This window comes from Bacillus sp. FSL R5-0447, assembly GCF_038606125.1.
In the GTDB taxonomy this organism is placed as follows: Bacteria; Bacillota; Bacilli; order Bacillales; family Bacillaceae; genus Bacillus; species Bacillus velezensis.
In genome coordinates this window covers 2,175,142-2,189,691 of the sequence record NZ_CP152012.1, presented here as the reverse complement: position 1 = coordinate 2,189,691, position 14,550 = coordinate 2,175,142, and the positions used below count along the sequence as shown (strand labels likewise).

Annotated in this window: 3 protein-coding genes; all 3 read left to right on the top strand. The window is 46.4% G+C overall.

What is annotated here, in order from left to right:
• The first annotated feature begins 8 nt into the window (after positions 1-8).
• The 3 genes from NYE68_RS10950 to bamA all read left to right on the top strand — a co-directional run bounded on the left by NYE68_RS10950 (position 9) and on the right by bamA (position 14,522).
• On the top strand, positions 9-794 hold the full coding sequence (locus NYE68_RS10950) for a 3-hydroxybutyrate dehydrogenase (protein WP_229041381.1): 786 nt from the start codon (positions 9-11) through the stop codon (positions 792-794).
• A gap of 557 nt (positions 795-1,351) precedes the next feature.
• Positions 1,352-2,554 carry a bacillomycin D biosynthesis malonyl-CoA transacylase BamD gene (gene bamD / locus NYE68_RS10945; protein ID WP_254003784.1) on the top strand — a complete coding sequence of 401 codons (1,203 nt, stop codon included), beginning with the start codon at positions 1,352-1,354 and terminating at the stop codon, positions 2,552-2,554.
• Between the two features lie 19 nt (positions 2,555-2,573).
• A complete protein-coding gene (gene bamA, locus NYE68_RS10940) occupies positions 2,574-14,522 on the top strand; it encodes a bacillomycin D hybrid PKS/NRPS BamA (RefSeq protein WP_324635800.1) in 11,949 nt (3,982 codons plus the stop codon).
• Positions 14,523-14,550 lie beyond the last annotated feature (28 nt).

Sequence of the window (14,550 nt, the reverse complement as noted above, 5' to 3'; positions counted from 1 at the left end):
GTGCCGTCATGCATTCATTGCTTATTGAAAAAACAGCCGTTGTAACAGGAGCAGCCGGAGGAATCGGGCTTGAAATCGCAAAAGAATTCGCCCGTGAAGGAGCAGCCGTCATCATCTCTGATATAAACGAACAAGCGGGGAAAGAAGCGGCGGCAAGACTGAAAGAAGAAGGCTGTGAAGCAGTCAGCATCACATGCGATGTAACAAATGAAAAGCAAGTGGCCGACATGCTGCAGACGGTCGAGAAACAATTCGGGCGCCTCGATATCCTTGTGAATAATGCGGGCATTCAGTATGTCGCGCCCATCGAGAAATTTCCCACCGAACAGTTTGAACGGCTCATTCGTCTCATGCTGACTGCGCCATTTATCGCAATGAAGCATGCATTCCCCATTATGAAAAAACAGCAATTCGGTCGAATCATTAATATGGCGTCTGTCAACGGGCTGATCGGTTTTCACGGGAAAGCGGCATATAACAGCGCCAAGCACGGCGTCATCGGTTTAACGAAAGTCGGCGCACTTGAAGGCGCGGCTGACGGCATTACCGTCAATGCGCTTTGTCCGGGATATGTGGACACTCAGCTTGTCCGCAATCAGTTAAAGGACATTTCCGCAACAAGGAATGTACCGTACGAACGGGTGCTTGAGGACGTCATCTTTCCGCTCGTTCCCCAACAACGGCTGCTGTCAGTGAAAGAAATCGCTGATTACGCCGTATTTTTGGCCAGCGACAAAGCAAAAGGGGTCACAGGTCAGGCCGTAGTCATGGATGGCGGGTATACCGCTCAATAGTTCTTATATTTTTTTAAAAACAGCCGCTCTGAACGGCTGTTTTTTTATGCCTGAAAACCTTGTTCAGTCAAAAGGCCAATTTACTGCGTCAATCGGTATCCGGGCAGGGTCATTCGCATGTTCTGCGGCGTATTTCGTCCTTGCGGATTTTCCCCATCCAGATCCATCTCTTGCACCGCATTTATAATCAAGCGCCATCAGTTTACAATCCTTCACAGATATACAAATGGATTTTTACAATAAACAGAAAATATGTAATTTCTGACACAATAATGCCAATAGCCCTAAAACATATGAAACATGAAGAGCGCGACCTAAGTGAAGAAGAGCCGGTAACAGGCTCCACCCCGGCTTTCATCATCTCTCTTTAAGACTGATTTTCGGTGAAATCCCCATGTTTTATTTTATGAATAAATATATCTAATTCGTTTGTGAAAACGAACAATAACTCCTCCGAAAGTATTCTATACACATTTGTTATAATCATGCTAGGATGTTAGATAAAGGGATAATTTGTAGGATATTGTATTTTTGCTCAATATGATCGGAGGAATCTCATGAACAATCTTGCCTTTTTATTTCCTGGACAAGGGTCTCAATTTGTAGGAATGGGCAAACAATTTTGGAATGATTTTGTGCTCGCAAAGAGATTGTTTGAAGAAGCGAGCGATGCGATCTCCTTGGATGTAAAAAAACTGTGTTTTAACGGAGATATGAATGAATTGACAAAGACAATGAACGCGCAGCCCGCTATTTTAACGGTCAGTGTGATTGCTTTTCAAGTGTATATGCAGGAAATAGGGGTGGAGCCCCGCTTCCTGGCAGGCCATAGCTTAGGCGAATATTCAGCGCTTGTCTGTGCCGGCGCCCTTTCTTTTCAGGATGCCGTTACACTTGTAAGGGAGCGGGGAATTCTTATGCAAAATGCGGATCCCCATCAGCAGGGGACGATGGCCGCCGTGACACAGCTCTCTCTCCAAACGTTGCAGGAAATATGTTCGAAAGTATCGACGGAAGACTTTCCGGCAGGTGTAGCCTGCATGAATTCAGAACAGCAGCATGTGATTTCCGGACACCGGCAAGCTGTGGAACGTGTCATCAAGATGGCGGAGGAAAAGGGTGCGGCATACACTTATTTGAATGTCAGTGCGCCTTTTCACAGTTCGATGATACGATCAGCCTCCGAACAATTCCAGACTGTTTTACACCGGTATTCTTTCCGGGATGCCGCATGGCCGATCATTTCAAATGTCACCGCGCGCCCTTACAGCAGCGGAAATTCGATCAGCGAACATCTCAAGCAGCACATGACGATGCCGGTTAGATGGACAGAATCGATGCATTATTTGCTTTTACATGGAGTCACAGAAGTTATCGAAATGGGTCCGAACAATGTCTTAGCCGGTCTGCTGAGAAAAACAACGAATCACATTGTACCTTATCCCTTAGGACAGACATCTGATGTTCACTTGCTTTCCAATTCAGCGGAAAGAAAGAAACATATTGTCCGTTTACGCAAAAAACAACTGAATAAATTGATGATTCAATCCGTCATTGCGCGAAATTACAACAAGGATTCAGCGGCTTATTCCAATATGACGACGTCATTATTTACGCAAATCCAAGAGCTGAAAGAGAGAATGAAAAGGCATGAAGACGTGCTTTCAGAACAAGAACTCGAACATTCGATCCATTTATGCAAATTAATTTGCGAGGCTAAACAGCTTCCGGATTGGGAAGAATTGCGGATTTTAAAATAAAGCGCCCAGGAGGGGACCTATGTATACCAGTCAATTCCAAACCTTAGTAGATGTCATTCGGGAAAGAAGCAATATCTCTGATCGCGGGATCCGTTTTATCGAATCCGATAAAAACGAGACGGTTGTCTCTTATCGCCAATTGTTTGAAGAGGCGCAAGGGTATCTTGGCTATTTACAGCATCTCGGCATTAAGCCGAAGCAGGAAATTGTATTTCAAATCCAAGAAAACAAATCATTTGTCGTTGCTTTTTGGGCTTGTATATTAGGAGGAATGATCCCGGTTCCGGTCAGTATCGGAGAAGATGATGACCATAAACTGAAGGTCTGGCGCATTTGGAATATATTAAATCATCCCTTTCTGATTGCCTCTGAAAAAGTATTGGACAAAATAAAGAAATACGCTGCAGAACACGATTTACAGGATTTCCATCATCAATTAAACGAAAAATCTGACGTCATTCAAGATCAAACCTACGATTACCCCGCTTCATTTTATGAACCTGATGCGGATGAACTCGCCTTTATCCAATTTTCTTCCGGATCGACAGGAGATCCAAAAGGAGTCATGTTAACGCATCACAACTTAATACATAACACGTGTGCCATTGGGACTGCCCTACACGTTCATTCGAAAGACTCTTTCTTATCATGGATGCCCTTAACGCATGATATGGGGCTCATCGCCTGCCACCTTGTTCCCTTCATAACCGGAATCAATCAAAATCTGATGCCTACAGAGTTATTTATTCGCAGACCTATTCTTTGGATGAAAAAAGCTCATGAACATAAAGCCAGTATTCTATCCTCTCCTAATTTCGGATACAACTACTTCCTTAAATTTCTGAAAAACGAACCAGACTGGGATTTATCCCACATCAAGGTCATCGCAAACGGTGCAGAACCGATATTGCCGGAGCTCTGTGACGAATTTTTGAAAAGATGCGCAGCATTCAATCTGAAAAGATCCGCCATTTTGAATGTTTACGGTTTAGCGGAAGCGTCGGTCGGCGCAGCATTCTCTAAATTAGGTGAAGAATTCGTTCCCGTTTATTTGCATCGTGACTATTTAAATCTTGGTGAAAGAGCTGTAAAAGTCAGCAAAGAGGACCAAAATTGCGCTTCATTCGTCGAGGTGGGACAACCTATTGACTATTGTCAGCTTCGGATCTCCGATGAAACAAATGAAAGAGTAGAAGACGGAATCATCGGCCATATCCAGATCAAAGGAGACAATGTAACGCAAGGGTATTATAACAACCCAGAGAGTACGGAAAAAGCGCTGACTTCTGACGGCTGGGTAAAAACGGGAGACCTCGGATTCATTAGTGAAAGTGGTAACTTAGTCGTAACCGGAAGAGAAAAGGACATTATTTTCGTGAACGGAAAAAATATCTACCCGCACGATATTGAACGGGTCGCGATTGAAATGGAAGAGGTTGACTTAGGAAGGGTTGCCGCCTGCGGTGTATATGATCAAAAGACGCAAAGCGGAGAAATTGTGCTCTTTGTTGTTTACAAAAAATCACCTGAAAAATTCGCACCGCTTGTCAAAGAGATAAAAAAGCATTTGTACAAGCGGGGCGGCTGGAGCATAAAAGAAGTCCTTCCGATCCGAAAACTCCCTAAAACAACCAGCGGAAAGGTTAAACGCTACGAACTTGCCAGACAGTATGAGGCAGGGAATTTTTCAACAGAGTCTGCCGCCATCAATGAATGTTTGGAGAGCAGTCCGGAAACATCCGGACAGACACCCATTCATGAGATAGAAACGGAATTGCTGTCTATCTTTTCCGATGTGCTCAACGGGAAAAAGGTTCACCTCGCTGACAGTTATTTTGATATGGGAGCAAATTCATTACAGTTATCGCAGATTGCCGAGCGCATAGAACAGAAATTCGGACGCGAGCTTGCCGTTTCAGATCTCTTTACGTATCCTTCTATCACTGATTTAGCGGCATATCTGTCTGAAAGCCGGGCTGAAATCAAGCAGGACGCGGCAGCGAAACCAAGCCATGTGACACCGAAAGATATCGCCATTATCGGGATGTCGCTCAATGTCCCGGGAGCATCAACGAAAAGTGATTTTTGGAATCTGCTTGAAAAAGGTGAGCACAGCATTCGAGAATACCCCGAATCCCGGCTGAAAGATGCGGCGGATTATTTAAAATCCATCCAAAGCGAGTTCAATGAGAGTCAGTTTGTGAAGGGCGGCTATTTAGATGAAATCGACCGCTTTGATTATTCGTTCTTCGGTTTAGCTCCTAAAGCGGCTCAGTTTATGGACCCTAACCAAAGACTGTTTTTGCAGTCTGCATGGCATGCGATTGAAGATGCGGGCTATGCCGGCGGCAGCATGAACGGGAGCCGTGTCGGGGTATATGCAGGGTACTCGAAGGTGGGCTACGATTATGAACGTCTTCTTTCTGCGAATTATCCGGAGGAGCTTCATCAATATATCGTGGGCAATCTTCCTTCCGTGTTAGCCAGCCGAATCGCTTATTTCTTAAATTTAAAAGGGCCGTCGGTCACAGTGGATACGGCATGCTCCTCATCGCTTGCCGCTGTTCATATGGCATGCAAATCTTTAATATCCGGCGATTGTGAAATGGCTCTTGCCGGCGGTATCCGGACATCGCTCTTGCCGATCTGTATCGGGCTTGATATGGAATCTTCGGACGGGTACACGAAAACGTTCAGCAAAGATTCAGACGGCACGGGCACAGGTGAAGGCGCGGCCGCAGTCTTGCTAAAACCTTTGCAGGATGCTGTTCGCGACGGAGACCATATTTACGGCGTAATCAAGGGAAGCGCGCTGAATCAAGACGGAACAACCGCCGGGATTACAGCACCGAATCCGGCAGCTCAGACTGAAGTCATTGAGACGGCTTGGAAAGACGCGGGCATTGCTCCTGAAACACTGTCTTTCATTGAAGCGCATGGCACCGGAACGAAGCTCGGCGATCCGGTTGAATTTAATGGGCTTTGTAAAGCGTTTGAAAAGTATACGGCAAAAAAACAATTTTGTGCGATTGGTTCTGTTAAATCGAACATCGGTCATTTGTTTGAAGCGGCAGGCATCGTCGGGCTGATCAAATCTGTCCTCATGCTGAATCACAAGAAAAATCCGCCGTTAGCGCACTTTAATGAACCTAATCCGCTCATTCATTTTCACTCTTCACCATTTTACGTAAACCAGGAAGCTGCAGCGTTCACATCCGGTGATGAGCCGCTGCGAGGCGGAGTCAGCTCATTTGGTTTTAGCGGAACAAACGCTCATGTGGTATTGGAAGAATATATTTCTCAAAGTGAGTATGCACCCGAGGATGAACATGGGCCGCACCTGTTTGTTTTATCCGCTCATACTGAAAAATCACTCTATGAACTCGCACAGCAGTACTTGCAATATGTATCGGGTGACAGCCAAGCTTCATTAAAGTCCATTTGCTATACAGCAAGTACGGGCAGGGCTCATTTGGATCATGGCATTGCCATGATTGTATCCGGTAAACAAGAACTATCGGATAAGCTAACCCGCCTGATTCAGGGAGACAGAAACCTTCCCGGTGTATACATCGGTTACAAGAATATGAAGGAAATGCTGCCTGCTCATAAAGAAGAGCTGAATCAACAAGCAGCCGCTCTGATTAAGCAGCGTTTACGTACGCAAGATGAACGGATCACATGGCTGCATCGCGCAGCCGAATTATTTGTGCAAGGAGCCGTTATCGATTGGCGCGCGCTTTATTCCGGTGAAACTGTACAAAAGACGCCATTGCCCCTGTATCCGTTTGAACGGAACCGATGCTGGGCTGAAGCTGACCAATTGCGCTTAAACGAGAGCGAAAAGAAAGGAGGAGCAGCATTGAATATCAATCAATTGAAAGCGCACATTGAATCCTTCCTGAAAACTGTAATCAGCAACGCTTCAGGGATCAGAGTGGAGGAACTCGATCTGAATGCTCATTTTATCGGGCTCGGAATGGATTCTATCATGCTGTCACAGGTCAAAAAAGCCATTGCGGACGAATTTGGGGTAGACATCCCGATGGATCGTTTTTTTGATACGATGAACAACCTTCAAAGTGTCATAGATTACTTGGCTGAGACCGTTCCATCGTCCTTTGCATCCGCTCCCCCTCAAGAGAATGTTCCGGCGCAGGAAATACAGGTCATTTCAGAAGCACAGCCTGAATCGGATCGCAGAGAAGGTCATCAAGAGCATATGCTCGAAAAAATAATCGCTTCTCAGAATCAATTAATTCAGGATACCTTGCAAGCTCAATTAAATAGCTTTAATTTGTTGAGAAACAGCGGACATCATTCCGATGAGAAAGAATATGCTAAAGCGCGAGAGAAATCAATTCCTTCTGTCAAGCAGGGGCCTCCGACCGTCACTGCAGAACAGAAAGCGGCTCAAGAAGCGAAACCCTATGTTCCTTTCCAGCCTCAGAACCTGAATGATCAGGGACACTATACCGCACGGCAAAAACAATACTTAGAAGACTTCATCAAGAAATACGCAGATAAAACGAAAGGTTCCAAACAATATACGGACAACACCCGACTTGCTCATGCAAACAACCGCAATTTGTCCAGCTTCCGTTCGTATTGGAAGGAAATCGTATACCCGATTATCGCCGAACGTTCTGACGGTTCTAAAATGTGGGATATTGACGGAAATGAATATATCGATATCACCATGGGATTCGGGGTTAACCTGTTCGGGCATCATCCTTCCTTTATTACACAGGTTATCGATGATTCAACCCGTTCATCATTGCCTCCGCTCGGCCCGATGTCAGATGTCGCCGGTGAAGTTGCCGACCGGATCCGCACATGTACCGGAGTGGAAAGGGTCGCTTTCTATAATTCCGGAACAGAGGCCGTCATGGTTGCCCTGCGTTTGGCGCGGGCGGCAACAGGAAGAAAGAAAGTTGTGGCGTTCTCGGGATCTTATCACGGCACGTTTGACGGCGTATTAGGGGTAGCCGGCACAAAAGGCGGGGCTGCGTCTGCGAATCCGCTGGCTCCGGGCATACCGCAGAGCTTTATGGATGATTTGATTATTTTACATTACAACAATCCCGATTCGCTGGACGTGATCCGCAGTCTTGGTGATGAATTGGCAGCCGTACTGGTGGAGCCGGTACAAAGCCGCAGACCGGATTTGCAGCCGCAGGCATTTTTGAAAGAATTGCGGGCGATCACGCAGCAATCCGGAACAGCTCTGATTATGGATGAAATTATTACCGGATTTCGGATCGGTCTCGGCGGCGCACAGGAATGGTTCGGCATTCAGGCTGATTTAGTGACCTACGGAAAAATCATCGGCGGCGGACAGCCGTTAGGGGTAGTTGCCGGAAAAGCTGAGTTCATGAATGCGATCGACGGGGGTACCTGGCAGTATGGGGACGATTCCTACCCGCAAGACGAGGCGAAACGCACGTTTGTGGCCGGCACCTTCAATACTCACCCGCTTACCATGAGGATGTCATTAGCCGTCCTTCGCCATTTACAAACCGAAGGAGAACATCTGTATGAGCAGCTTAATCAAAAAACAGCCTACCTGGTCGATGAGCTGAATCGCTGCTTCGAACAAGCGCAAGTGCCTATCCGCATGGTTCGATTCGGTTCTTTATTCCGGTTTGTCTCATCGCTTGATAATGACTTGTTCTTTTACCATCTCAACTATAAAGGGGTCTATGTATGGGAGGGACGCAACTGCTTCTTGTCTTCGGCGCATACCGCGGATGATATCGAAAATATTATTCAAGCGGTGAAAGACACGGTGGAGGATCTTCGCCGAGGCGGATTTATTCCGGAAGGCCCGGATTCCCCTGATGGCGGAGGCCGTAAAAAGTCCGGGACGCGCGAGCTTTCACCTGAACAAAAGCAGTTGGTTATGGCATCCCATTACGGGAATGAAGCTTCCGCCGCTTTAAACCAGTCCATTATGCTGAAAGTGAAGGGCGAACTGCAGCATACACCATTAAAACAAGCCGTCCGGCATATCGTTGACCGTCATGAAGCTTTACGTACGGTGATTCATCCCGATGACGAGGTGCAGCAAGTGCAGGAACGGATGAATATAGATATACCTGTCATTGATTTTACCGGTCTCCCGCATGAACATCGGGAGCCGGAAATCCAAAAATGGCTGACAGAAGATGCCAAGCGGCCGTTTCATTTCCATGAACAAAAGCCTTTGTTTAGGATCCATGTGCTTACATCGGCTCACAATGAACATCTGATTGTGCTCACGTTCCATCACATCATTGCCGATGGATGGTCAATCGCCGTTTTTGTTCAAGAACTGGAGAGCAACTACGCGGCAATCGTACAAGGAAAACCGATTTCACCGAAAGAGGCAGATGTTTCGTTTCGCCAATACTTAGACTGGCAGCAGGCACAGATTGACAGCGGCCAGTATGAAGAAGGGGTCCGTTATTGGCGGCGTCATTTCTCTGAACCGATACAGCAGCCAATTCTGCCGAGCACAGCTTCTGTCCGTTATCCGAACGGGTATGAGGGAGACCGGTGTACCGTCAGGCTTGGACGGCCATTGAGCGAGGCTTTAAGGTCATTAAGCATTCAGATGAAAAATAGCGTATTTGTGACGATGCTGGGTGCATTTCATCTTTTTCTGCACCGGCTTACCAAACAGTCAGGCCTTGTGATCGGGGTCCCCGCAGCAGGTCAATCGCATATGAAACAGCATGATCTGATTGGAAATTGCGTCAATATGATTCCGGTGAAGAACACGTCTTCTTCAGAAAGCACTTTATCCGGTTATCTTGGCAGTATGAAAGAAAGCGTGAATCTTGCAATGCGGCACCAAGCCGTCCCGATGACAGTGGTGGCCAGAGAGCTTCCGCACGATCAAGTGCCGGATATGCGTATTATCTTTAATTTAGACAGGCCTTTTCGAAAACTGCATTTCGGAAAGGCTGAAGCGGAGCCCGTTGCATACCCGGTAAAATGCACCCTGTACGATTTATTTCTGAACATAACAGACGCGCATCAAGAATATGTTCTTGATTTCGACTTTAATACGAACGTCATCAGTCCGGAAATCATGAAAAAGTGGGGAGCGGGTTTTACAAAATTGCTGCAAAAAATGGTTGAGGGAGATTCAATCCCTCTTAACGCCATGATAATGTTTTCCGATGAAGAACAGCATGCTTTACAAGCACTTTACGCCGATCACCAGAAGCGGGTCTCTTCAATAGGAAGCAATACGGCAAATTTTACTGAAGCCTATGAGGCGCCGGTAAATGAAACGGAGCGGCAGCTGGCGCGGATTTGGGAGGAACTTTTCGGCCTTGAACGGGTTGGCAGATCAGATCGCTTTCTGGCTCTGGGAGGAAACTCACTCCAGGCGACGCTTATGCTTTCCAAAGTTCAGAAGACATTTCATCAAAAGGTTTCCATCGGACAATTTTTCAATCACCAGACTGTTAAGGAATTAGCACGTTTCATTCAGAACGAAACGAAAGTCGTACACCTCCCAATGAAGGCTGCCGAGAAAAAAGCGTATTACCCGACATCGCCGGCACAGCAAAGAGTATATTTCCTGCACCAACTGGAACCGGATCAGCTGGCGCAAAATATGTTCGGCCACATATCAATAACAGGGAAGTACGATGAGCAGGCCCTGATCTCATCTCTTCAACAAGTGATGCAGCGGCACGAAGCGTTTCGCACGTATTTCGACATTATAGATGGCGATATCGTTCAGAAACTTGAAAACGAAGTTGATTTTAACGTTCATGTCCGGACAATGAGCCGGGACGAATTTGATGCCTATTCAGACCGGTTTGTAAAACCGTTCCGTCTGGATCAAGCTCCGTTAATTCGTGCGGAGCTGATCAAGATTGAAAACGAGCAGGCCGAACTGCTCATCGATATGCATCATATCATTTCGGACGGTTATTCCGTCAACATCCTTACAAATGAATTGCTGGCTTTATATCATCAGAAACCATTACCGGACATTGAATTTGAATATAAAGATTTCGCAGAATGGCAAAACCAACGGCTGAATGACGATGCCATGAAGCGGCAGGAGACATATTGGCTGGAACAATTTCAAGACGAAATTCCCATCCTTGACCTTCCGACAGACGGTTCCAAAGCGGCAGAACGGTCTTCTGAGGGACAGCGTGTGACATGCTCCTTACAGCCTGATGTCATCCGTTCGCTTCAAGACTTGGCGCAAAAGGCGGAAACGACTCTCTATACAGTGCTTCTGGCCGCCTATAATGTGCTGCTTCATAAATATACGGGACAAGAAGACATTGTCGTAGGCACGCCTGCTTCAGGAAGAAATCATCCGGATATCGAAAAAATCATCGGTATTTTCATACAAACCATCGGAATCCGGACGAAGCCGCACGCCAATAGAACGTTTACGGATTATCTGGAAGAAGTAAAGCGGCAGACGCTTGACGCTTTCGAAAACCAAGACTATCCATTCGACCGGCTTGTGGAGAAATTAAATGTGCAGCGGGAAACAACCGGAAAGTCTCTGTTTAACACGATGTTTGTGTTTCAAAACATTGAATTTCATGAAATCCGGCACAATGAATGTACTTTTAAAGTGAAAGAACGAAATCCAGGGGTCTCTTTATATGATTTGATGCTCACGATCGAAGATGCCGGTCAACAGATAGAGATGCATTTTGATTATAAACCGGGACGATTCACAAAAGACACCATTGAACAGATCACCAGACACTATACCGCCATTTTAAACAGCCTTGTTGAGCAGCCGGAGATGACATTGTCTTCCGTTCCTATGCTGTCTGAAACCGAACGGCATCAACTGCTGACGGAGTGTAATGGCACAAAGACGCCGTATCCGCATAAGGAAACGGTATATCGGTGGTTTGAAATGCAGGCGGAACAGAGTCCCGATCATGAAGCCGTTATTTTTGGCAATGAGCGGTATACGTACAGACAGCTCAATGAACGGGCGAACCGATTGGCGCGGACGTTACGGACAAAAGGCGTACAAGCGGATCAATTCGTTGCCATCATCTGCCCGCATCGGATCGAGCTGATTGTCGGAATTTTGGCTGTTCTGAAAGCCGGCGGCGCATACGTGCCCATTGATCCTGAATATCCGGAAGATCGGATCCAATATATGCTGAGAGATTCAAGGGCGGAGGTTGTGTTGACACAGCGCAGCCTGCTGGATCAATTACCGTATGATGGTGACATTGTGCTTTTGGATGAGGAAAACTCATACCATGAGGATCACTCGAATCTTGAATCGGACAGCGATGTGCATGATTTGGCCTATATGATCTATACGTCAGGTTCGACGGGAAACCCAAAAGGTGTACTCATTGAGCATCAGGGACTGGCTGATTATATTTGGTGGGCGAAAGAGGTTTATGTAAGAGGTGAGAAAACCAACTTCCCATTATACTCTTCCATCTCTTTCGATCTGACTGTGACCTCGATATTTACACCGCTGGTTACGGGAAATACCATCATTGTCTTTGACGGCGAAGATAAAAGCGCTGTGCTTTCTGAGATTATGCGGGACTCAAGAATAGACATGATCAAATTGACCCCGGCACATCTGCACGTCATCAAGGAGATGAATATCGCTGGCGGCACCGCAATACGGAAAATGATTGTCGGCGGAGAAAATTTAAGCACCCGTCTGGCCAAAAGTGTCAGCGAGCAGTTTAAAGGCCGGCTGGACATTTTCAATGAATACGGACCGACGGAAGCTGTCGTCGGATGTATGATTTATCAGTTCGACGCAGAACGGGACAAGCGGGAATTTGTACCGATCGGCACTCCGGCTGCCAACACGGATATTTATGTGGCCAATGCAAGCAGAAACCTGGTTCCGATCGGGGTAATCGGCGAAATATATATCAGCGGACCGGGTGTTGCCAGAGGGTATTGGAACCGCCCGGGTTTAACGGCAGAGAAATTTGTTGAAAACCCGTATGTCCCGGGAGCGAAGATGTACAAATCAGGGGATTTGGCTAAGCGATTGAAGGACGGAAATCTCGTATATATTGGGCGCGTTGATGAACAAGTCAAAATCAGGGGACACCGAATCGAGCTTGGTGAAATTGAAGCAGCGATGCATAATGCGGAAGCGGTGCAAAAAGCCGCGGTTACAGTGAAAGAAGAAAAAGACGGCTTAAAACAATTATGCGCGTATTACGTAAGCGACAAGCCTATAGCGGCTGCGCAGCTTAGGGAACAATTGTCATCGAAGCTTCCGGACTACATGGTTCCGTCCTATTTTGTCCGTCTGGAGCATATGCCGTTAACGTCCAACGGGAAAATAAACCGTAAGGCACTGCCTGCACCGGAATCGAGTCTGCAGCAGACAGCTGAATATGTTCCGCCGGGTAATGAGACGGAGTCCAAACTGACAGATTTATGGAAGGAAGTGCTCGGAATAAGCCATGCGGGGATCAAACATAATTTCTTTGATCTCGGAGGCAACTCCATCCGAGCGGCTGCCTTAGCCGCCAGAATTCACAAAGAGCTGGATGTGAATCTGTCTCTCAAAGACATATTCAAGTTTCCTACCATTGAACAATTGGCTGACAAGGCGTTACACATGGACAAAAATCGATATGTACCGATTCCGGCTGCAAAGGAAATGCCATATTATCCGGTTTCTTCAGCTCAGAGGCGGATGTATTTGTTAAGTCACACAGAAGGCGGCGAACTGACTTACAATATGACGGGTGCCATGAATGTGGAAGGGACGATCGATCCCGAACGGTTAAACGCCGCTTTCCGAAAATTAATCGCGCGTCATGAAGCGTTGCGGACCAGCTTTGATTTATATGAAGGCGAGCCGGCACAGCGTATTCATCAGAACGTCGACTTTACGATAGAACGGATTCAAGCAAGCGAAGAAGAAGCGGAAGACCGTGTGCTTGATTTCATCAAAGCGTTTGACTTAGCCAAACCGCCGCTGATGCGGGCCGGACTGATTGAAATTGAACCTGCGCGGCACGTGCTTGTGGTTGATATGCATCATATCATTTCTGACGGCGTGTCCGTCAATATTCTGATGAAAGATTTAAGCCGAATCTACGAGGGGAACAAACCGGGCCCGCTCTCTATTCAATATAAAGACTTTGCAGTTTGGCAGCAATCGGACCTTCAGAAACGGAACATCAAGAGCCAGGAAGCGTATTGGCTGGATCAGTTTCACGGTGATATTCCTGTACTGGATATGCCTGCGGATTATGAGCGACCTGCCATACGCGATTACGAAGGCGAATCATTTGAATTTCTTATACCCGAACACTTGAAACAGCGTTTAAGCCAAATGGAAGAAGACACAGGAGCAACACTGTATATGATTTTATTGGCAGCCTATACGATTCTTTTATCCAAATACAGCGGACAAGAAGATATTATCGTAGGAACGCCATCTGCCGGGCGGACTCATTTGGATGTAGAGCCGGTCGTGGGAATGTTCGTCAATACGTTAGTCATTCGCAATCACCCGGCGGGCCGTAAAACATTTGATGCCTACTTAAATGAAGTAAAAGAAAACATGCTGAACGCCTATAAAAATCAAGACTATCCATTGGAAGAATTAATTCAGCATCTGCATCTTCCAAAAGATTCAAGCCGCAATCCTTTATTCGATACGATGTTTGTGCTGCAAAATCTTGATCATGCTGAATTGACTTTCGATTCCCTTCAACTCAAGCCGTATCCATTTCATCATCCGGTTGCCAAATTCGATTTGACCTTGTCGATTCAGGCGGACCGCGACAACTATCACGGACTGTTTGAATATTCGAAAAAACTGTTTAAGAAAAGCAGAATCGAGGTTTTATCAAACGACTACTTACACATCCTATCGGAGATTTTGGAACAGCCAAGCATTCTAATCGAACATATCGGATTGAGCGGAAGCAATGAGGAAGAAGAGAACGCGCTTGATTCTATTCAATTGAACTTTTAGGGAAAAGCATTATTTCTTTAAAATATAT

Excerpts from the sequence above, each read along its gene's own strand:
- bamD (WP_254003784.1), top strand. The coding sequence starts at position 1,352 with ATGAACAATCTTGCCTTTTTATTTCCTGGACAAGGGTCTCAATTTGTA.
- NYE68_RS10950 (WP_229041381.1), top strand. The coding sequence starts at position 9 with ATGCATTCATTGCTTATTGAAAAAACAGCCGTTGTAACAGGAGCAGCC.
- bamA (WP_324635800.1), top strand. The coding sequence starts at position 2,574 with ATGTATACCAGTCAATTCCAAACCTTAGTAGATGTCATTCGGGAAAGA.